The organism is Mesorhizobium sp. M0136 (assembly GCF_040322515.1).
Taxonomy (GTDB): Bacteria; Pseudomonadota; Alphaproteobacteria; order Rhizobiales; family Rhizobiaceae; genus Mesorhizobium.
On record NZ_JAMYTP010000004.1, the window covers coordinates 107,266 to 126,934 of the forward strand.

Below are 19,669 nucleotides of genomic sequence, written 5' to 3' on the forward strand. Positions count from 1 at the left end.
CGCCGGTTCAGCTTGCCAGCGCCATCCGTATCTTGCCGGCGTTCTGGGCCAGGACTTCAGGCTTTTCCATCTGTCCGCTGTGCGGTTTCAGGGGAATCCCCTCGAAGCGCGGAATGACATGGACGTGAAGGTGAAAGACAGTCTGCCCCGAAGCTGGTTCGTTGAACTGCATAACCGTGACGCCATCTGCATCGAAGGCCTTCTTTACGGCCCGCGCAACTTTCTGGACGTGAGCGAAGAGCGGGCCAAGCATCGCCGGATCCGCGTCAAGCAGGTTGCGCGACGGCGCTTTCGGCACCACCAGCGTGTGACCCTGTCCTTGCGGCATCACATCCATGAAGACAATGACCGCTTCATCCTCGTAGACGCGGTGCGAAGGGATTTCTCCGCGCAGGATTTTGGCGAAGATGTTGCTGCTGTCGTAGGTTGCTTCGGCCATGGCGCGCGCTCCGGTTCTTGGCTCGCTGTCTCGTGTAGCGAAGCTGTTCCGGGCGGGCAAGATGATCGATCGACATCGGCCGTGCGGGCTCGCACGGCTGAGCGATTGGGCTCGCTACCCTACTCCGCCATGTCCTTGCGGAACGGGGTGTGCTCTTCCAGATATTCGCTCATCCGCTCGACTTCGCGCCGCTCGCGCTGGAGGTAGTCGGCCACTGCATTGCGCAGACCTGGATGGGCGATATAGTGCGCCGAATGCATCGTCACGGGCCGGTAGCCGCGCGCCAGCTTGTGCTCGCCCTGAGCACCAGCTTCAACCACCTTCAGCTTGCGCGAGATGGCGAAATCGATTGCCTGATGGTAGCAGACTTCGAAATGCAGGAATGGGTGGTCCTCGATGCAGCCCCAGTTGCGGCCGTAGAGCGCGTCTGAGCCGATGAAGTTGATGGCGCCCGCTATGTAGCGTCCGTTGCGTTTGGCCATGACCAGCAGGATGTCGTCGGCCATGCGCTCGCCGATTAGGGAGAAGAAATCGCGGTTGAGGTAAGGCCGGCCCCACTTCCTGCTGCCGGTATCCATGTAGAACGCGAAAAAGTCGTCCCAGGCCTTTTCGGTCAGATCCTTGCCGGTCAGCCAGTCGATCGAGATGCCGTCGGCGAGCGCCTCGCGCCGCTCTTTCTTCATTGCCTTGCGCTTGCGCGACGCTAACGTCGCGAGAAAATCGTCATAGCTCGAAAAACCTTCGTTGAAGAAGTGAAACTGCTGGTCGGTGCGATGCAGGAAACCGGCCGCCGCCAATATCTGGACATCGTCCTCCGGCGCGAAGGTGACATGGGCGGAAGACACGCCGAGCTTATCCGTCACCGCCTTCAGGCCGGCCGCAAGACCGGCCTTGACGGTGGGACTGTCCTCGCCCTTGCCGACCAGCAGGCGAGGGCCGGTGACGGGCGTGAACGGCACCGCGCATTGCAGCTTCGGGTAGTAGCGCCCGCCGGCGCGTTCGAATGCGTCGGACCAGCCATGGTCGAATACATATTCGCCCTGGCTGTGCGACTTCAGATAGCAGGGGACCGCCCCGAGCAGCTTGCCTCGGGCGGTTTCCAGCCTGAGGTGATGGCCTTGCCAGCCGGTGCGCCGAACAGCGCAGCCGGAATCTTCCAGCGCGCTCAAAAAGGCAAATGAAACAAGTGGGTTGTAGCCGTTTTCTGCATCGCCGCGTGTAGTGCCGCCGAGGCTGTCCCATTCAGCGTTGGTAAAGGCCCCGATGCCCGCTGCGATGCGGATCGACAGCTCCGCGTTCGCCGTTTGTCTTTCGCAGTCGTCCCCTTGATCCATGAGGCTTACTTAAGCTCGCTGTGGACCCATACAAGCCCGCTCAAGCAAGCCGTACCAGATCTGGCTCGAATCCTTCGAACGTCATCTGGTCGGCATATTTGAAGGTCAGCTCGACGGCAGGCTGGTCATGCACGGTCCAGGTGATCACCGGCATGCCGAGTTTTTCTCGCACGAAGGAGACGAACCGGTTCGGCAGGTCGCCGGCGGCGTAGGAGGTGAAGGCGATGTCATGCGCCAGCATGGCGAAATGCGCCTCGATCAGGTGGTTGTCGTTGCCGTAGGCGGTCAAACCGCCGGGTATGCCGGGAGCATATTTCGGGAACTCACGGATCAGCCAATGGTCGAACGACATGATCGCAGCCTTGCCGTTGTATTGCTTGAGCATCTTGCCGACGCTTTCGACCAGGCCTTCGTCGTGCCCGGCAGCTCCTTTCAGCTCGACAACCATCGGCACACGGCCGTCGACCAGATCAAGCGCCTGCTGCAGCGTCGGCAGATGGTCAGCGGTGCCGCCGACCTTCAGCGCGGTGATCTCGGCAGCCGTACGCTGCCAGACGAAGCCGTTTTCGCCGGTCAGCCGCCGCAGATCGCCATCGTGGATGATGACGGGGACGCCGTCGGAAGACAGGTGCACGTCGCATTCGATCGCGTAGCCGCGCTCGGCCGCCGCGGCGAAGGCGGAAAGGGTGTTCTCCCAGCGCGTCTTGTTCATGTCGTGGAGGCCGCGATGGGCGACGGGCCGGGCGGTCAGCCAGGAAAGATCGGTCATGGTTGCAGTCCCGGTCATTCGACTTCGAAGATCGCTTCGATTTCCACTGCGGCATTAAGCGGCAGGGAGGCGGTGCCGACGGCGGAGCGAGCGTGCTTGCCGCGATCGCCGAGCACCGCGGCGAGAAAATCCGAGGCACCGTTGGCAACCAGATGCTGTTCGACAAAATCCGGTGCCGAGGCGACGAAGACGGTGATCTTCACCAAGCGACGGATTTTCTCGAGATCGCCAAGTGCTGCCTGGGCTTGCGCCAATATGTTGATTGCACAGTATTTTGCGGCTTCCTTGCCGGTCGCGGTGTCGACATCGCGGCCAAGTAGTCCACTCGCCTGGAGCTTGCCGTCCTTGAGCGGCAACTGCCCGGCGGTGAACAGCAGATTGCCGGTCCTGCAATAGGGCACGTAATTGGCGGCAGGCGCGGCGGCGGCCGGCAGCGTCACGCCGAGATCGCTTAGCCGCTTTTCGATTGTTTCGCTCATGCTATTTCCCTATTGCTTGAAGGTGCCGCGCAGGCCGGGCCGAAATTGCTATTTTTGCCTCGCTTCCGCCACGACTTTTTTTAAGCTGGACCATCTTTCCATGCGGCCTGCCATTAGCCGCGATGATCGGAGCACCCCATGCGCGCAACGCGCCTCGCATTCAACGCCGTTCTCTTGACAGCGGCTTCCTGGGCGGCTCCCGCTTTTGCGGTGCCGGCGCTGCAGGCGCATCGCGCGGTTTACGACATTTCACTCGACAAAGCCTCCGACCGCTCCGGCATCACCGGCATCACTGGCCGCATGGTCTACGAGTTCAACGGCTCGCCTTGCGAGGGCTATACGGTAAAGTTCCGTTTGGTGACCCAGATCGTAACCAGCGACAACACCAGGCTGACCGACCAGCAGATGACCACCTTCGAGGATGCCGAGGGCAAGACCTTCTCCTTCGTGAATAAGTCCTTTGTCGACCAGAACCTCGACAAGGAGGTCAAGGGGACTGCAACGAAGGAGGCCAACGGTCTCAAGGTCGATATCGACAAGCCCGAGAAGAACAGCTTGGAACTCGCGCCGACCCAGTTCCCGACCCAGCAAATGGTCGAAATGATCGGCAAGGCGGAAAAGGGCGAGCGTTTCTACGAAACCAACCTGTTCGACGGCTCTGAGGATGCCAACAAGGTGGTGACCACCACCGTCGTCGTCGGCAAGCAAGCCGATGCCGACAACGCCGATCCGGAAGCGCCGGCGCTGGCCAAGCTCGCCACCGACAAATACTGGCCGGTCGACATCGCCTATTTCGATGATGCCGACAAAGGCGGCGAGGAGGTGCCGGAATACCGGATCAGCTTCAAGCTGCACAAGAACGGCATCACGCGCGATCTCGTCATGGACTATGGCGAGTTCTCGATGACCGGCAAACTGGTCAATCTGTCGCTGTTCGATCAGCCAAAGACCTGCCCGTCGAAATAGGCTCGAACCAACGACAAGCCGCCGGCCGCTATCCGGGATAGTAGCGCTTGATCTTGCGGGGCGTGTCGTATCGACTTGAGCATGCCGCAATTGCCTATCATCGTCTTACGACGGTAAGCGCCGTGGGGGAGCAGGTTGAGCAGGATCGACGTTTTTGTGGCGCCGCGGCCCAATGCGACGCTGATCAAGGCCATGACGTTCGTCAACCGAATTGTCATGCTGCACGGCATTCCAGGCTTTCGCGACCTGTTGCCGTTCAACCGTCTGGCCGGTTTGCGCGGCGTCGCCAATGTCCGCCACATCGATTTTCCGGAGGATGACCGGCAAAGGCTGAAGGCTTGTTGCGGTGCGGGCAAGGCGACGTTCATCACGCCCAACCATCCCGAATTCTTTACCGACTGGATGATCGACAAGGAGGTCGTCTCGCGGGTAAGCCCGCTGGCGGCATCCTGGGCCACGCACGGCGTCGTCAACGGGCTTGGCCGGCTGATGCAGAAATTCTGGTTGGCCAACAATCTGATCGCGCAAATCCCGGGCAACAGCGCGGCCGCCAAGGAACATTCGGTGGCCTGGGCGCTGAAGGGGCACGGCGTGCTCCTACATCCCGAAGGCGGTGTCGGCTGGCATGCCAACATCGTTGCCCCGCTGCTGCCAGGCGCGGTCGAGATGGGATACGAGGCGCTGAAGCGCGGCCGCCTGACGGATCCGGATTTCAAGGTTTGGATCGCGCCCGTGGTCTGGAAGCTTGCTTTCACGGGGAATGTCGAGGCAGCGCTGACAAAGGAATGCGCCTATGTCGAGAACAGCCTGAAGATCGAACGCCGTGCCGCCGATTCGCTGCCGGAGCGCATCCATCATATCTATGCGACGTTGCTGTCGCGCGATGAGGCTGCATATGGCCTGCGGTCCGATGAGCGGGTTTCGTATGACGCACGTCAAAAGGACCTGCTCGCGGAACTCGGCCGTCGCCTTGCTGAACTTGTCTCGGTCGACGCCGACACGCTCGACACTGCCGAGCTTTTGCGGCGCTCGCGGCGCTGGCTGCGGGAGAACATGGACGGCACCGAAAACCAGACGCAGGTCCGAATGCTGGCAGATACGATCCAGCGCCTGCAGCGTGTCGGGCCGTGGGCCTCAGCCAATCCGCGCATCACGCAGGAGGAGATCGCCGAACATTTGAAGCGGATCCGCAACGACTATTGCAAGGGTACGCTGCGCGATACGATCAACCGTTTCGTGCCGCAGCCGGCAGGCCCACGCCGCGCCTGTGTCCGGGTACCGGAGCCGCTAGGGTTGCACGCTTCTCAAGGTTCCGTCGAGGAGGCACGCGCCGAACTGCACGACCGGATGCAGGAGACCGTCACCAGGACGATGACGCAACTCGAGGCCGGCGGCGCCTTCATTTTCTATGCCAATCCCTTCTATCATCGTTAGCGGCGTGTGGTCGGCGCAAGATGAAGGAGTGCGGCAAACCTCATGGCGGTCTATGTCGATGCGGCGATCTGGAAATGGGTCGGCCACCGCTGGTGTCATCTGCTGGCAGACGATACCGACGAGCTGCATCGCTTCGCCGCGCAGCTCGGCATCAAGCACTCGTCCTATCAAGGGCCGCCCAAGACATCGGCGCCGCATTATGACATAACCGGGTTGGAGCGCGACCGCGCGGTGCGGCTCGGCGCCATCGAATGCACCCGCGAGGAGATCGTCGCTGTTTTCCGGCGGGTGCGGGTGCCGAAGGGGAAGATGGGACAATGACACCGGTGCGCTGATCGCCGCACGCTGAGCCGCAAGACGCCACAGCGCTTGCGTTTGTCGCGCTTCCCCTCTATATGCGCGCTCATTCCACACACGGACTTTGGTGTCTGCCCGGGAGAAATCCGGCTGAAACCTCCGGTGGCGTTCGAGGACAAAGTCCAAAAATGCCTGTGTCCGTGGAGGCTAACCGGAAAGGAAATAAGAATGGCTCTGCCTGATTTCAGCATGCGCCAGCTATTGGAAGCTGGCATTCACTTCGGCCACCAGACCCACCGCTGGAACCCGAAAATGGCGCCCTATATCTACGGCGCCCGCAACAACATCCACATCATCGACCTCTCGCAGACGGTGCCCCTGCTGCACCAGGCGCTGAAGCAGGTTTCCGACACTGTTGCCAAGGGCGGCCGCGTGCTGTTCGTCGGCACCAAGCGCCAGGCCTCCGACATTGTCGCCGATGCCGCGCAGCGCTCGGCCCAGTACTATGTCAATTCGCGCTGGCTCGGCGGCATGCTGACCAACTGGAAGACGATCTCGAATTCCATCCAGCGCCTGCGCAAGCTCGACGAGATGCTGGCCGGCGAGGCACAGGGCCTAACCAAGAAGGAGCGCCTCAACCTCGATCGCGAGCGTGAAAAGCTCGACAAGGCGCTGGGCGGCATCAAGGATATGGGTTCGACGCCCGATTTGATGTTCGTGATCGACACCAACAAGGAAGCGATCGCCATTCTCGAGGCCAAGCGTCTCGGCATCCCGGTCGTTGCCATCATCGATTCCAACTGCGACCCGGACAAGATCGACTTCCCGATCCCCGGCAATGACGACGCGGCCCGCGCCATCCAGCTGTATTGCGATCTGATCGCCAAGGCAGCTATCGACGGCATCGCCCGTCAGCAGGGCGCGCTCGGTGTCGATATCGGCGCATCGGTCGAGGCTCCGGTCGAGCCGGCGCTCGAGCAGACCCCGGCCGCCGAGAGCCCGGCAGCCCAGACCCCGGAAGCATAGTAGCGAAGGCCGGCTGCGGCCTTCATCTTTCCAATATGTTGGCGCGGTAAGCGCTACCGGCACCAGGCGCATCATCGAAGATCGATGGTGCGTCAGTGCATTTAGACAAAGAGGCGACAATGAGCATTTCGGCTGCACAGGTCAAAGAACTCCGCGACTTGACCGGCGCGGGCATGATGGACTGCAAGGCGGCGTTGAACGAGACCAACGGCAATATGGAAGAAGCCATCGACTGGCTGCGCAAGAAGGGCATTTCCAAGGCCGACAAGAAGGCTGGCCGTACCGCTGCCGAAGGCCTGATCGGCGTCGATTCCGGCGTCCGCGAGGCAGCGATCGTCGAGGTCAATTCCGAGACGGACTTCGTTGCCCGCAATGCTGCGTTCCAGGAGATCGTCGCCAATGCCGCGAAGGTCGCGCTTGCCTATGGCGGCAAGACCGAGGCCGTTGCCGCTGCTCCCTATCCGGGCTCGGGCAAGTCGGTCGCCGAGACCATCAAGGACGCCGTCGGCACCATCGGCGAGAATCTGGGCTTCCGCCGCTCGGCCAAGCTCACCGTCGAGCACGGCGCTGTCGCAACCTACGTTCACAATGCGGTCGCCGACGGCCTCGGCAAGCTCGGCGTGCTGGTGGCCATCGAGACGACAGGCAACGCGCATGCCGCGAACGCCTTCGCCCGTCAGGTTGCCATGCATGTCGCTGCCACCAATCCGATGGCCTTGACCACTGAAGAGCTCGATCCGGCCGCGGTGGAGCGCGAGAAGGCGATCTTCGCCGACCAGGCACGCCAGTCCGGCAAGCCAGAAGCGATTATCGAGAAGATGGTCGAGGGCCGTTTGCGCAAGTTCTACGAAGAGGTCGTGCTGCTCAAGCAGGCTTTCGTGCTCAATCCCGACATCACCGTCGAGAAGGCGCTGAAGGATGCCGAAAGCGAGATCGGCGCGCCAGCCAAAATCGCTGCCTATCTGCGCTTCGCGCTCGGTGAGGGCATCGAGAAGGAAGAGACCGATTTCGCGGCGGAAGTCGCGGCAGCGGTCAAGAAGTAAACTATTCGTTTAAAAGGCTTTTTCGGCCGGGTGTCCGCGAGGATGCCCGGCCGATTTCTTGCGCGGTGTAGGATCAACTCAAGGACGACCTCGGCGCGCTCGATTTCGACATTGCGCAGGACGTTCGGGCACGGCTCGATGCGGTGAGCCGGTCATTCACACCCTTTTTCGTATTCGTTCTTCGGCTCGGAAATACAGGGTGGCCTTACCGGAGGTCAGACAGTCGGTGACGAGCCGGCTGGCTACATGCCGAACCTGTTCATGCAAGGTGCTTTTGCCGTGTAAGCTGAGCTGGAAGAGAGTTTTCCGGCTCGGGCGCCGCGTGACATCGTGGCGCCCTTCGTGTATCGGAACGCCCAGTGTTTCGGGGCGCACCGAAACGCGTCACACGCACGATGACGAGGACCAGATGACGGTGAAGCCCCTCTACCGACGTGTCTTGCTGAAAGCATCGGGCGAAGCGTTGATGGGCGAGCAGCATTTCGGCATCGACGTATCGGTGGTCGACCGCATCGCCGCCGACATCGCCGAGGCCCGCGCATTGGGCATCGAAGTCGGTGTCGTCATAGGGGGCGGCAACATCTTCCGTGGCGTCGCAGTCGCGTCAAAAGGCGGAGACCGCGTCACCGGCGACCATATGGGCATGCTTGCCACCGTCATCAATTCGCTGGCGCTGCGCACCTCGCTCAACAAGATCGGCGTCGACGCCGTGGTGCTGTCGGCGATCGCCATGCCCGAGCTTTGCGAAAGTTTTTCGCAGCGTCAGGCGACCGCCTACATGAACCAGGGCAAGGTCGTTATCTTCGCCGGCGGCACCGGCAATCCGTTCTTCACCACCGATTCGGCTGCAGCCCTTCGCGCCGCCGAGATCGGAGCCGATGCTCTGTTCAAGGGCACCCAGGTCGATGGTGTCTATTCGGCTGATCCTAAGAAGGACCCGCACGCGACACGTTTCGAGCGGATCAGCCATGACGAAGTCATCAAACGCGGGCTTTCGATCATGGATACGGCGGCGATTGCACTTGCGCGCGAAAACAACATTCCGATAATCGTCTATTCGATCCACGAGAAGGGTGGTTTCGGCGATATCCTGAGGGGTGGCGGCCGTTGCACGGTCGTCGCAGACGATTGACCGGACCATGAACCCGAAAGGGATCGGTTGCGGATGAGGCTCGAACAGGGCTTACCCTAAGCAGTGAACCCGGGTTAACGGGTCGAGGAGATAATGATGAGTGGCGAATACGACGATCTCAAACGGCGCATGGACGGGGCGATCGCCGCGTTCAAGCATGATCTGGCTTCGCTGCGCACCGGCCGCGCGTCGAGCAACCTGCTCGATGCCGTCCAAGTGCAGGCCTATGGCACCACCATGCCGATCAACCAGGTGGCAACAGTGTCGGTTCCGGAACCGCGCATGATTTCGGTTTCGGTGTGGGACAAGTCGATGGTCAGCGCGGTCGACCGTGCCATCCGTGAAGCCAATCTCGGGTTCAATCCTATCGTCGATGGTACCAATCTCAGGATTCCGCTGCCCGAGCTCAACGAACAGCGCCGCAAGGAGCTGGTCAAGATCTCGCACGGTTATGCCGAGAATGCCCGCGTCGCCGCACGACACGTTCGCCGGGACGGCATGGACTTTCTGAAAAAGGCGGAAAAGGACGGCGACATCAGTGAGGACGACCATCGCAAACGGGCCGACCAGGTTCAGAAACTGACCGACGAGACAATCAGCACCATCGACCACCTGCTTTCCGACAAGGAAGCGGAAATCATGCAGGTCTAGGGTCTGGCCACGGCTGGCCCGGAAGTGAGAACATGGCAACGCCCGCGCATGTCGCGATCATCATGGACGGAAACGGACGCTGGGCGAAGGCGCGCGGCTTGCCTCGGCTGGCTGGTCACCGCGCCGGCGTCGAGGCGCTGCGCAAGACAGTGCGCGCCGCCCCCGGCCTCGGCATCTCCTTCCTGACCGTCTACGCTTTTTCGTCGGAAAACTGGTCACGACCGAAATCCGAAGTCAGCGACCTCATGGGCCTGCTGAAGCTTTTCATCCGACGTGACCTCGCCGAGTTGCACCAGAGTGGGGTGCGGATCAGGGTCATCGGTGACAGGGCAGGGCTGCAGCCCGACATAAGGGGGCTGCTCGAGGAAGCCGAAACGCTCACCCTTAGCAACGAGGCGCTGACACTGGTCATTGCCTTCAATTACGGCGGGCGCGACGAGATCGTGCGCACCGCGCGCAAGCTCGCAGCTGCGGTGGCGCGCGGTGAGATCGACAGCGAGGCGATCACCGCCGAGTCCTTTGCCAGCTCGCTCGATACAGAGGGCATTCCGGACCCGGAACTGGTCATCCGCACCAGCGGCGAGCTTCGGCTGTCCAACTTCCTGTTATGGCAGGCCGCCTATAGTGAACTCGTTTTTCTGCCTTGCTACTGGCCCGACTTCAGTCGCGAGCACCTGTCCGATGCACTGCGCGATTTCGCCGGCCGCGAGCGCCGCTTCGGCGGACTTACCGCCCAAGATGTCGCCTCAGGCTGAGGAATGAGCAACCTCCAGCTCCGGGTCATTTCGGCCGTCGTGCTTGCCATCGTCACGCTTGGCCTGACCTGGCTCGGCGGACTGCCCTTCCGGTTGCTTTGCGCTGCCATGGCGGCGGTGATCTTCTACGAGTGGACGCGGATGAGCCGCCCCGTTACCCCGGCAGGTGCTGGTGCTATGGCAGGTCTCGGCTTTCTGCCCGAGGCGCTGATCGTGGTCTTTATTGGTGCCCTCGTCGCCGGCCTGCCTGCGTCTTTGCTGCTGCCGCTCGTCGCGGCTCTGGTTGCTGTCACTGCCATCGCGGCGTCGATGCGCAAGGCAGGACCATGGGAAGCAGCCGGCCTTGCCTATGCGGCCGTGTCGGGCTCCTCGCTGGCCTTCTTGCGTGATGGCGACCATTCAGGGCTGCTGGCCATTCTGTTCCTATTCGCCGTGGTTTGGGCGACCGATATTTTTGCTTATTTCGTCGGCCGCTCCGTCGGGGGCCCAAGGCTGGCGCCGTCGATCTCGCCCGGCAAGACGCGGAGCGGGGCGCTCGGTGGGGTGGTCGGCGGCGTAGTGGCCGGTCTGCTTCTGGCCGCAGTAGCCGGAACGGGCAACCTCGCCGTGCTTGGCGTGGTCGCACTGGTGCTTTCGATCGTCGCGCAGGCCGGCGACCTGTTCGAATCATGGGTCAAGCGACGCCACGGCCGTAAAGATTCCGGCAGGCTGATACCCGGCCATGGCGGCATCATGGATCGGGTCGATGGGCTTGTCGCGGCGGCTTTCGCCCTATACGTCATCGGCTGGATTTCCGCGACCGCCGACCATCCGGCACAGGGGCTGTTTCCGGTTTGAACGGCATCGTCGGTGGGCCGGCGCGAGGCTGCGTCATGGATTCGCCTGGATTGATGTCACAGTCGCGGCGTGATCTGCGCCGTGGATGAATTTGAGGGCATGAATTGAACGAGATTCTTCACGCGGTTTTCAGCACGGACGGCCTTGTCCTCGGCACGCTGGTGCCTTTCCTGTTCGTGCTGACCGTGGTCGTGTTCGTCCACGAAATGGGCCATTACCTCGTCGGCCGCTGGTGCGGTATCGGCGCAAAAGCCTTTTCGATCGGTTTCGGCCCTGAGATCATCGGCTTCAACGACAGCCGCGGCACCCGCTGGAAGCTTTGCGCCATACCGCTCGGCGGCTACGTCAAGTTCGTCGGCGATATGAACGCGACGTCGAGCCAGCCCAGCTCGGAGGAGGTCGAGGCGCTGAGCGACGACGAACGCAAGGTTGCCTTCCACACGCAGCCGATCTGGAAGCGGGCGGCGACCGTCGTGGCGGGGCCGCTGTTCAACTTCCTGCTGACGATCGCCGTCTTTGCCGTGCTGTTTTCCATATATGGTCGGCCGGTATACGAGCCGATGGTGGCTGAAGTCACCGAAGGCAGTCCGGCAGCGGCGGCCGGCATCATGCCCGGTGACCGATTCGTCAGCGTCGACGGCAGCAAGGTCGAGACCTTTGCCGACGTCCAGCGTCTGGTTTCGGGCCGCGCCGGCGACAGCATCACCTTCGTTATGTTACGCGGCGGCAAGGAAATCACCGTCACGGCGACGCCGCGTTTGATGGAACAACAAGACGCATTGGGCAACAAAGCCCAGGTGGCCGTGATCGGCGTCATCAACAACAAGGAACTCGGCCAGCCGCGGCTGATCACCTACAGCCCGGCCGGGGCAGTCGGGGCGGCCATCCAGGAAACCGGACACGTCATCCAGCGCACCGGCCAGTTCCTGCAGCGTTTCGTTGTTGGCCGCGAGGACAAGTGCCAGCTGGGCGGGCCCATCAAGATCGCCAAGATGTCGGGCCAGGCGGCAAAGCTCGGCTTCGAATTGCTCGTCCAGCTTGTTGCATATCTGTCAGTCGGGATAGGAATTCTCAATCTTCTGCCGATTCCCCCCCTCGACGGAGGGCATCTTCTGTTCTACGGCGTGGAAGCTGTCATCCGACGGCCGGTGTCCGAACGGATGATGGAAATGGCTTATCGGAGCGGCCTCATCCTGGTGCTCGGCTTCATGGGTTTTGTTTTCTGGAACGATCTGTTTGGGTGCTGAAATCATGAAGAAATTTGGCTTCAGCGCGACCAATGTTGAGACGCCGTTTACCATGCGTGGGGATATGCGTGACGCGAAAGCCACGCCACAGGGTTAAGTAAATACAAATTAACCAGAAGCCTTGCGTGTAGGGAAAATCCGGTTAATACGGTAGGGGAAATTACCGCACGTCCGGTTTTCTCGCCGTGGGGACTTCGAGAAAAGGTACAAAAGCCCGATGAAGGCAGCATCCAAGTTTCTGAGCGCCGCGTCCGCGGTGGCTATGTCCGCTGCTCTGGTTGTACCAGGCGCGCTCGCAGTGCAGTTCGTTGCCACATCGGCCGCCGAGGCGGCTGTCGTCTCCAGAGTCGAAGTCACCGGCAATCAGCGTGTCGACGCGGACACCATCCGCAATTACGTGACAATCAAGCCCGGCAAGGCGTTTTCCAGCTCCGACATCGATGATGCGGTCAAGGCGCTGTTTGGCACCGGGCTGTTTTCGGACGTGCAGATCAACCAGGTCGGATCGACGCTGGTCATCAAGGTTTCCGAATACCAGGTCGTCAACCAGGTGCTGTTCCAGGGCAACAAGAAGCTCAAGGACAACGCGCTTGCAGCCGCGGTGCAATTGAAGCCGCGCGGCACCTTCTCGCAACAACAGCTCGACGCCGATGTCGAGGCGGTCAAGGCCGCATACCGGCGTATCGGCCGCGACGATGCCGCCGTGACCACCCAGATCATGGATCTCGGCGACAACCGGGTAAACGTGGTCTTCAACATCAACGAAGGCGGCCGCACCCAGATTGCGGCGATCAATTTCGTCGGCAACAGCGCCTATTCGAGCCGCCGTCTGTCGGACATCATCTCCACCAAGCGCTCGTCCTTCCTGTCGTTCGTGCTGCGCGACGATGTTTATGACGAGGACAAGCTGCGCGCCGACCAGGAGCTGCTGCGCCGCTTCTATTACAATCACGGCTATGCCGACTTCCAGGTCGTCTCGGCTGTCGGCGAACTCGACGACACAACCAACAAATACACCGTTACCATCACGGTGCAGGAGGGCGAGCGGTATACGTTCGGGGACGTCAGCGTCGAAAGCACGATCCCCGAGGTCGACAGCAAGTCGCTTGAATCGGTGGTCGAGACCCACAAGGGCGATGTCTATAACGCCAAGGATGTCGAGGACACGATCATCGCGCTGACCGAAAAGGTCGCCGGTTCTGGTTATGCCTTTGCCCAGGTGACGCCGCGCGGTGACCGCAACTTCGAAAACCACACCATCTCTGTCGTTTATACGATCGACCAGGGCACCAAGGCCTATATCGAGCGCATCGAGATCCGCGGCAACGATCGGACGCGCGACTACGTCATTCGCCGCGAGTTCGATGTCAGCGAAGGCGATGCTTTCAATCAGGTTCTCATCCAGCGCGCGAAGAGGCGGCTGGAAGCACTCGATTATTTTGAGAAAGTCGAGATTTCCACCGTTCCGGGCTCTGAGCCTGATCAAGTCGTGCTGGTGGTCGACGTGGTCGAGAAATCGACCGGTGAGTTCTCGGTCGGTGCCGGTTATTCGACTGGTGGCGAGACGGCTGGTCCGTCCGTCGAAGGTTCAATCAGTGAGCGCAACTTCCTCGGCCGCGGCCAATTCATCAAGGTGGCGGCTGGCGGCGGCAAGAACTCGCGCGATTACAGCTTCTCGTTTACCGAACCGTACTTCCTTGGTCGCCGTATCGCTGCCGGATTCGACATCTACAAGCAGACTCGAAACTATGACCATTACGATAGCGACACGACGGGCGCGACAGTGCGCTTCGGCCTGCCGATTACCGACAACATCTCGACGCAGCTGGCGTATAATATCGCTCAGGAGAAGTATGAGTTCGACGAGGACTGCGACCCTGCCACCTGCGATGTCTCCCAGGCGATTGTAAACGGTGTCGAAGAGAGTCCGTGGCTCAAATCGTCGGTTAGTCTCGGCCTAGTTTACAATACCATTGACGACATGAAGAATCCCCATGAAGGCATTTTTGCCAACGTCGGCACGGAAGTGGCTGGCGTGGGCGGCGACGCCAAGTTCATCAAGGTGACAGCGCGCGGCAGCATTTATCAGACGTTGTCCGAACAATTGGATCTGGTAGGCCTCATTTCTGGCGGTGCCGGCCATGTCCAGGGATATGGCAGCGGCGACCTGCGTGTCTTCGACCATTTCCAGAGCAGCGATCGAATGATCCGCGGTTTCGAATATGGCGGCATCGGTCCGGTTGCCTCGGACAACAGCAATGACCATCTCGGCGGCACCACTTACTTCAATGCCTCGGCGGAAGCGCAGTTCCCGCTGCCGGTCATCCCGGAAAGCTTCGGTTTGCGCGGCGCGGTATTCGCCGATGCGGCAACGCTCTACGGCAGCAAGATTGCCTCCAACCTCGTCAATCAGTCGACGACCGGCATGGAATGGCGCGCTTCTGTCGGCGTCGGCTTGATGTGGGCATCGCCTTTCGGCCCGATCCGCATCGACTATGCGATCCCGGTCAAGAAGGAAAAGACCGACGACGTGCAGGAATTCAACTTCGGCATATCGACCCGCTTCTAATGTGCGGGTAACGATGCTTCCGGCTCGTTTGGATCGGGATGTCAGTGATCCGACACTACAGCGCAGTGCGTCCTATCGGACGCTCAAAGAACGTTGTAGCACTTTGATTTGCACATGATCCTTTCCGAGGATCGATTTCCGATTTCGGGGTCATGCGCTAGCTGGATATTGCTTCTGGAATGACCGATCCGGTGTTCTTCGCGCCCTCACGCCGGTATACGGCCGGCGAAGTCGCGAATCTGACCGGCTCGATGCTTGTCGATTCCGCTCTCTCCGATGTTTCGATCGACGCTCTGGCTCCCGCCAACGAAGGCGGCGAGAACGCCCTTGTCTTCGTCGATGGCAGGCGCAATTTCGCCCTGATGCAGTCACTGCGGGCGGCAGCGGTTCTCTGCCCTGCCGAATTTGCCGGCAAGGCGCCAGCGGGCATCGCGGTCCTGGTGCATCCGCGCCCGCAGCAGGCTTTCGCAATGGTCGGGCGCCTGCTTTTCCCGGCGGCTGCAACGCCTGGACCGATGACCGGCGAAACCGGTATCTCGCCGCACGCCCATATCGATGCGACCGCCCATGTCGAGCCCGGTGCGATCATCGAAGCGGGCGCGGTCATCGGACCGCGCGCTGCCATCGGCAGCGGAACCGTCATTGCCCCTCATGCGGTTATCGGTCCTTCATCCCAGATTGGCCGCGACGGCTATGTCGGTCCGGGTGCCAGCGTGCAATATGCATTGATCGGCAATCGCGTTATCATCCATGGCGGCGCCAGGATCGGCCAGGATGGCTTCGGCTTCGTGGCCGGCGCCAAGGGTCCGGAGCGGGTTCCGCAGATCGGCCGTGTCATCATCCAGGACGACGTCGAGATCGGGTCGAATACGACCGTCGATCGCGGCGCCATGTCCGACACGATCATCGGCCAGGGCACCAAGATCGACAATCTGGTGCAGATCGCGCACAACGTTCGCATCGGCCGCAATTGCATAATAGCCGGGCTTTCGGGTATTTCCGGTTCAGTGACGATAGGCGACAACGTCACCATGGGTGGCGGCGTCGGCCTTGCGGATCATTTGACCATCGGCTCCGGCGCCAAGCTTGCGGCAAGAAGCGGGTTTATGAGCAATGTGCCTGCCGGTGAGATTTGGGGAGGATATCCGGCGCAGCCGATGGCGGAAGCCATGCGCGAGATAGCGGCCTTGCGCAGACTTGCACGGACGCGCAGACAGGGTGAGGGGGGAAATGGCTGACATCGCAGCGGCGACGCTCGAAGCGGTTGACATAATGCGGCTGATGAAGCTCCTGCCGCACCGCTATCCGTTCTTGATGATCGACCGTATCGTCGACATAGATGGCGACGAATCCGCAATCGGCATCAAGAACGTCACCATAAACGAGCCGCATTTCCAAGGTCATTTCCCTGACCAGCCGGTCATGCCCGGCGTGCTGATCATCGAGGCGATGGCGCAGACGGCCGGCGCCATCTGCATCCGCAGCCTTGGTACGGAAAAGCCGTCGCTGGTTTATTTCCTGACCATCGACAATGCCAAGTTCCGCAAGCCGGTCGTTCCAGGCGACCAGTTGAAAATTCATGTGAAGAAAATCAAGAAACGCGGCAATCTTCTCAAATTCGCTTGCGAGGCCCTCGTCGATGGCGCCAAGGCGGCGGAAGCCGAGATCTCGGCGATGATGGTCGCAAGCGGCTGACAAACGAATGCTAATGAAAATCCAGACAGTCATCCATCCATCGTCGGTCATCGAGGCAGGCGCCCAAATCGGCGAAGGCGCCCGCATCGGGCCCCTCTGTCACGTCGGCCCCGATGCCGTGATCGGCGACCGCGTCGAACTGGTCAGCCATGTCTCGGTGATTGGCGCGACCACCATCGGTGCATCGACCAAGGTTTATCCGATGGCGATACTGGGCGGACCACCGCAGAACACCAAGCACAAGGGCGGCCGTACCACGCTGGTGATCGGCGAGAACTGCATGATCCGCGAAGGCGTCACCATGCATGTCGGCACCGATTCCAGCCGCGGCGAAACGACGATCGGCGACAACGGCAATTTCCTTGCCTATGCCCACATTGCCCATGACTGCGTGGTCGGCAAGAACGCCACCTTCGCCAATCAAGCGACGTTAGGCGGGCATTGCGAAGTCGGTGACAATGTCTACATCGGCGGCCTTACCGCGGTTCATCAGTTTGTCCGCATCGGCGATAACGCCTTTCTCGGCGGCTGCTCGGCGATCGTCGGCGACGTCATTCCCTACGCCATCGCCGTTGGCAACCGTGCCAGCCTTCGCGGCCTCAACATCATTGGGCTGAAGCGCGCCGGCCTGCCACGTTCGGAGATCCATTTGCTGCGCAAAGCCTATAAGACGATCTTCGATCGCTCCCGGACCGTCGGCGAAAACATCGAATTCGCCAAGGCGGAGTTCGCCTCGTCGCCGACTGCTATGAAGATCGTCGATTTCATCGCCGGTCGCGGCAAGCGGCACTATGCCGTGCCGTCGCTCAAGGGTGGCGACGGCGACGATACCGATGATGAAGACTGAGAGCAGATGACGAAGATTGAGGCTGCCGGAAAGGGCCTTGATCTCGCGCCAGATGCCAAGGTCGGCATCATCGCCGGCGGCGGCAGCCTCCCGGTCGAAATTGCCCGAGCGCTCGCCCGGCAAGGCAAATTGCCCTTCATCGTGATGGCGGCGGGCGAGGTCGATCGCATAGCCGATTTCGAGCCATATGAGCAGGTGGTCTTGAGGCTGGAAGACGTCGGCTCGCTGTTGCCGATCCTCAAGCGGCATCACGTTACGCATCTGGTGACCGCGGGTCATATCACGCGCCGCCCCAGGCTGAGCGCCATGCGCCTCAATTTGGGCCTGCTCGCCTGGCTGCCCAGCCTCTTCGTCGGTGTAACCCGGGGAGACGATACGGTGCTGAAATTGTTCGTGCGCAGGATCGAGCGCAGCGGCATCAAAGTCGTCGGCGCTCACGAGATCGTGCCGGAGCTGGTCGCAGCCGAAGGCCTGCTGACCAAGGCGGCGCCACGCAAAGCCGACTGGCGCGACATCGAGGCAGCGCACGCGGCGGCAAAAGCCATCGGCGCGCTGGATATCGGCCAAGCGGCTGTTGCGGTCGGCGGCCGCGCCATTGCGCTGGAAGGCGTCGAAGGGACTGACGGGCTGCTCGAGCGGACAAGGGAGTTGCGCGGGCACGGCAGGCTGGCGGGCCGGACGCGCGGTGTCCTGGTCAAATGCGCCAAGCCCGGTCAGGAACTGCGTGCCGATCTGCCCTCCATTGGCCCGCTGACCGTCGAGGCGGCGCATGCCGCCGGACTGGCCGGCATTGCCGTAGAAGCCGGCCGCTCGCTGGTGCTCGAAGGTCCCGCCACCATCGGGCGTGCCAATGCGCTCGGCCTGTTCGTGATCGGGCTGCCTGCTGCGGAGCCGGCGCATGGCGAATGAGCGGCCGTTGAAGATAGCCATCGTCGCCGGCGAGGAGTCCGGTGACCTGCTTGGCGCCGATCTTGTGCAGGCGTTAAAGCGCATGACCGGGCGCGACGTTCGGCTTGTCGGCATCGGCGGCCGCCATTTGCAGGCGCTCGGCCTGGCGCCATTGTTCGACGGCAGCGAGATCGCGCTGATGGGGCTTAGCGCCATCCTGCGCGACCTGCCGCGCCTGATGCGGCGGATCGGCCAGTCGGCAAACGCGATTGCCGGTGAAAAGCCCGATTGCCTTGTCACCATCGACAGTCCGGATTTCTCGCTGCGCGTCGCCAAAAAGGTGCGTGCCGCCGATCCGACTATCCCGATCGTCCACTATGTCTGCCCGAGCGTGTGGGCTTGGCGGCCGGGCAGGGCGGCGGCGATGAAACCGTATGTCGATCACATTCTTTGCATTCTGCCGTTCGAGGTGAAGGAACTCGCTCGCCTGGGCGGGCCGCCCGGGACCTATGTCGGGCATCGCCTTGCACACGATCCGGGCATAGTCAGTGCCGCCAGGGCGCAGGCGCAGCCGCGTGACTTGTCCGCAGATCACGTCAAAACGTTGCTTGTATTGCCCGGTTCGCGTCGCGGCGAGGTGCGACGCCTGGTCGGGCCGTTCGGCGAGACGGTGTCGATCCTGCGGGCGCGCGGGCACCGCTTGCGCCTGCTGTTGCCGACGGTCCCGCACGTAGCCGACCTGGTCAGGACCTCGGTTGCGAGCTGGGACGAGAAGCCGGAGATCATCCTTGATGCCGAACGCAAATGGCAGGCCTTCGGCAAGGCGGATGCGGCGCTGATCGCGTCGGGGACGGTATCGCTGGAGCTTGCACTGGCAGGTGTGCCGATGATCTCCTGCTACCGGCTCGATCCGGTCATGCGCATGGCGCAGCCGCTGATCAAAGTATGGAGTGCAGCCTTGCCCAATCTCATTGCCGACCGGCCGGTTGTGCCGGAACACTACAATCAATATGTGCGGCCGCATTATCTGGCGCGGCAACTGGAAGCGCTGTTCTCCGATACCGCCTACCGCACCTGGCAGAAGCACGGTTTTGCCGACATTGCCGGGCGTATGGCAACCGCCAAGCCGTCAGGCGAGATTGCTGCGGGGGTGGTGATGGATATGGTGAGGAAGTGGGTGAATAGTGAATAGCGAGTAGGAAATGGTGCTGGCGGTAACGGCCAAGCTGCTTCAGCTACTACTCGCTACTCGCTACTCGCT

General features: G+C 61.6%; 20 protein-coding genes. 16 read left to right on the top strand and 4 right to left on the bottom strand.

Features of this window, described 5'->3' with window-relative positions; genetic code table 11:
• Positions 1 to 7 precede the first annotated feature (7 nt).
• The 4 genes from NKJ35_RS06010 to NKJ35_RS06025 form a co-directional block, all read right to left on the bottom strand.
• Entirely contained in the window at positions 8 to 439 is a 432-nt protein-coding gene (locus NKJ35_RS06010) for an HIT family protein (protein ID WP_352645637.1), read from the bottom strand.
• A 119-nt stretch (positions 440 to 558) separates the two neighbouring features.
• Complete coding sequence (locus NKJ35_RS06015; RefSeq protein WP_352645638.1) at positions 559 to 1,773, bottom strand: GNAT family N-acetyltransferase; 1,215 nt, start codon at positions 1,771 to 1,773, stop codon at positions 559 to 561.
• Positions 1,774 to 1,813: 40 nt separating this feature from the next.
• On the bottom strand, positions 1,814 to 2,542 hold the full coding sequence (locus NKJ35_RS06020; protein WP_352645639.1) for a glycerophosphodiester phosphodiesterase: 729 nt from the start codon (positions 2,540 to 2,542) through the stop codon (positions 1,814 to 1,816).
• 14 nt (positions 2,543 to 2,556) lie between these two features.
• The gene (locus NKJ35_RS06025) at positions 2,557 to 3,021 is read right to left on the bottom strand and encodes a RidA family protein (RefSeq protein ID WP_352593436.1); all 465 of its coding nucleotides are present in this window, start codon (positions 3,019 to 3,021) and stop codon (positions 2,557 to 2,559) included.
• Positions 3,022 to 3,159: 138 nt separating this feature from the next.
• Between NKJ35_RS06025 and NKJ35_RS06030 the strand changes: the two genes are divergently transcribed.
• The 16 genes from NKJ35_RS06030 (at position 3,160) to lpxB (ending at position 19,600) form a co-directional block, all read left to right on the top strand.
• Entirely contained in the window at positions 3,160 to 3,987 is an 828-nt protein-coding gene (locus NKJ35_RS06030; RefSeq protein ID WP_023674927.1) for a cell envelope integrity EipB family protein, read from the top strand.
• A gap of 135 nt (positions 3,988 to 4,122) precedes the next feature.
• On the top strand, positions 4,123 to 5,421 hold the full coding sequence (locus NKJ35_RS06035; protein ID WP_352645640.1) for a lysophospholipid acyltransferase family protein: 1,299 nt from the start codon (positions 4,123 to 4,125) through the stop codon (positions 5,419 to 5,421).
• A 42-nt stretch (positions 5,422 to 5,463) separates the two neighbouring features.
• A complete protein-coding gene (locus NKJ35_RS06040; RefSeq protein WP_352645641.1) occupies positions 5,464 to 5,742 on the top strand; it encodes a DUF4031 domain-containing protein in 279 nt (92 codons plus the stop codon).
• 204 nt (positions 5,743 to 5,946) lie between these two features.
• A complete protein-coding gene (gene rpsB / locus NKJ35_RS06045) occupies positions 5,947 to 6,744 on the top strand; it encodes a 30S ribosomal protein S2 (RefSeq protein ID WP_254817316.1) in 798 nt (265 codons plus the stop codon).
• Positions 6,745 to 6,863: 119 nt separating this feature from the next.
• On the top strand, positions 6,864 to 7,787 hold the full coding sequence (gene tsf, locus NKJ35_RS06050) for a translation elongation factor Ts (RefSeq protein ID WP_352645643.1): 924 nt from the start codon (positions 6,864 to 6,866) through the stop codon (positions 7,785 to 7,787).
• 409 nt (positions 7,788 to 8,196) lie between these two features.
• Positions 8,197 to 8,919, top strand: a complete 723-nt coding sequence (pyrH, locus tag NKJ35_RS06055) for a UMP kinase (RefSeq protein ID WP_023674934.1) — start codon at positions 8,197 to 8,199, stop codon at positions 8,917 to 8,919.
• Between the two features lie 96 nt (positions 8,920 to 9,015).
• Complete coding sequence (gene frr, locus NKJ35_RS06060; protein ID WP_084640965.1) at positions 9,016 to 9,570, top strand: ribosome recycling factor; 555 nt, start codon at positions 9,016 to 9,018, stop codon at positions 9,568 to 9,570.
• A 32-nt stretch (positions 9,571 to 9,602) separates the two neighbouring features.
• Entirely contained in the window at positions 9,603 to 10,325 is a 723-nt protein-coding gene (locus tag NKJ35_RS06065) for an isoprenyl transferase (RefSeq protein WP_352645644.1), read from the top strand.
• Between the two features lie 3 nt (positions 10,326 to 10,328).
• Positions 10,329 to 11,162: a phosphatidate cytidylyltransferase gene (locus tag NKJ35_RS06070; protein WP_352645645.1), complete on the top strand. Its 834-nt coding sequence runs from the start codon at positions 10,329 to 10,331 to the stop codon at positions 11,160 to 11,162.
• A gap of 104 nt (positions 11,163 to 11,266) precedes the next feature.
• On the top strand, positions 11,267 to 12,409 hold the full coding sequence (gene rseP, locus NKJ35_RS06075) for an RIP metalloprotease RseP (protein WP_352508489.1): 1,143 nt from the start codon (positions 11,267 to 11,269) through the stop codon (positions 12,407 to 12,409).
• 217 nt (positions 12,410 to 12,626) lie between these two features.
• On the top strand, positions 12,627 to 14,978 hold the full coding sequence (bamA, locus tag NKJ35_RS06080; RefSeq protein ID WP_352645646.1) for an outer membrane protein assembly factor BamA: 2,352 nt from the start codon (positions 12,627 to 12,629) through the stop codon (positions 14,976 to 14,978).
• Between the two features lie 179 nt (positions 14,979 to 15,157).
• The gene (lpxD, locus tag NKJ35_RS06085; RefSeq protein ID WP_352645647.1) at positions 15,158 to 16,216 is read left to right on the top strand and encodes a UDP-3-O-(3-hydroxymyristoyl)glucosamine N-acyltransferase; all 1,059 of its coding nucleotides are present in this window, start codon (positions 15,158 to 15,160) and stop codon (positions 16,214 to 16,216) included.
• Entirely contained in the window at positions 16,209 to 16,673 is a 465-nt protein-coding gene (fabZ, locus tag NKJ35_RS06090) for a 3-hydroxyacyl-ACP dehydratase FabZ (protein ID WP_023674942.1), read from the top strand. The genes lpxD and fabZ overlap by 8 nt, the downstream gene beginning before the upstream one ends.
• Positions 16,674 to 16,686: 13 nt before the next feature.
• Complete coding sequence (gene lpxA / locus NKJ35_RS06095; protein WP_352645648.1) at positions 16,687 to 17,520, top strand: acyl-ACP--UDP-N-acetylglucosamine O-acyltransferase; 834 nt, start codon at positions 16,687 to 16,689, stop codon at positions 17,518 to 17,520.
• 6 nt (positions 17,521 to 17,526) lie between these two features.
• A complete protein-coding gene (locus tag NKJ35_RS06100; protein WP_502899806.1) occupies positions 17,527 to 18,429 on the top strand; it encodes an LpxI family protein in 903 nt (300 codons plus the stop codon).
• Positions 18,419 to 19,600: a lipid-A-disaccharide synthase gene (lpxB, locus tag NKJ35_RS06105; RefSeq protein ID WP_352645650.1), complete on the top strand. Its 1,182-nt coding sequence runs from the start codon at positions 18,419 to 18,421 to the stop codon at positions 19,598 to 19,600. Before NKJ35_RS06100 ends, lpxB begins: the two co-directional genes overlap by 11 nt.
• Positions 19,601 to 19,669 lie beyond the last annotated feature (69 nt).

Coding starts and splice junctions, on each gene's coding strand:
- NKJ35_RS06010 (WP_352645637.1), bottom strand. CDS start 439: ATGGCCGAAGCAACCTACGACAGCAGCAACATCTTCGCCAAAATCCTG.
- NKJ35_RS06015 (WP_352645638.1), bottom strand. CDS start 1,773: ATGGATCAAGGGGACGACTGCGAAAGACAAACGGCGAACGCGGAGCTG.
- NKJ35_RS06020 (WP_352645639.1), bottom strand. CDS start 2,542: ATGACCGATCTTTCCTGGCTGACCGCCCGGCCCGTCGCCCATCGCGGC.
- NKJ35_RS06025 (WP_352593436.1), bottom strand. CDS start 3,021: ATGAGCGAAACAATCGAAAAGCGGCTAAGCGATCTCGGCGTGACGCTG.
- NKJ35_RS06030 (WP_023674927.1), top strand. CDS start 3,160: ATGCGCGCAACGCGCCTCGCATTCAACGCCGTTCTCTTGACAGCGGCT.
- NKJ35_RS06040 (WP_352645641.1), top strand. CDS start 5,464: ATGGCGGTCTATGTCGATGCGGCGATCTGGAAATGGGTCGGCCACCGC.
- rpsB (WP_254817316.1), top strand. CDS start 5,947: ATGGCTCTGCCTGATTTCAGCATGCGCCAGCTATTGGAAGCTGGCATT.
- tsf (WP_352645643.1), top strand. CDS start 6,864: ATGAGCATTTCGGCTGCACAGGTCAAAGAACTCCGCGACTTGACCGGC.
- pyrH (WP_023674934.1), top strand. CDS start 8,197: ATGACGGTGAAGCCCCTCTACCGACGTGTCTTGCTGAAAGCATCGGGC.
- frr (WP_084640965.1), top strand. CDS start 9,016: ATGAGTGGCGAATACGACGATCTCAAACGGCGCATGGACGGGGCGATC.
- NKJ35_RS06065 (WP_352645644.1), top strand. CDS start 9,603: ATGGCAACGCCCGCGCATGTCGCGATCATCATGGACGGAAACGGACGC.
- NKJ35_RS06070 (WP_352645645.1), top strand. CDS start 10,329: ATGAGCAACCTCCAGCTCCGGGTCATTTCGGCCGTCGTGCTTGCCATC.
- bamA (WP_352645646.1), top strand. CDS start 12,627: ATGAAGGCAGCATCCAAGTTTCTGAGCGCCGCGTCCGCGGTGGCTATG.
- lpxD (WP_352645647.1), top strand. CDS start 15,158: ATGACCGATCCGGTGTTCTTCGCGCCCTCACGCCGGTATACGGCCGGC.
- fabZ (WP_023674942.1), top strand. CDS start 16,209: ATGGCTGACATCGCAGCGGCGACGCTCGAAGCGGTTGACATAATGCGG.
- lpxA (WP_352645648.1), top strand. CDS start 16,687: ATGAAAATCCAGACAGTCATCCATCCATCGTCGGTCATCGAGGCAGGC.
- NKJ35_RS06100 (WP_502899806.1), top strand. CDS start 17,527: ATGACGAAGATTGAGGCTGCCGGAAAGGGCCTTGATCTCGCGCCAGAT.
- lpxB (WP_352645650.1), top strand. CDS start 18,419: ATGGCGAATGAGCGGCCGTTGAAGATAGCCATCGTCGCCGGCGAGGAG.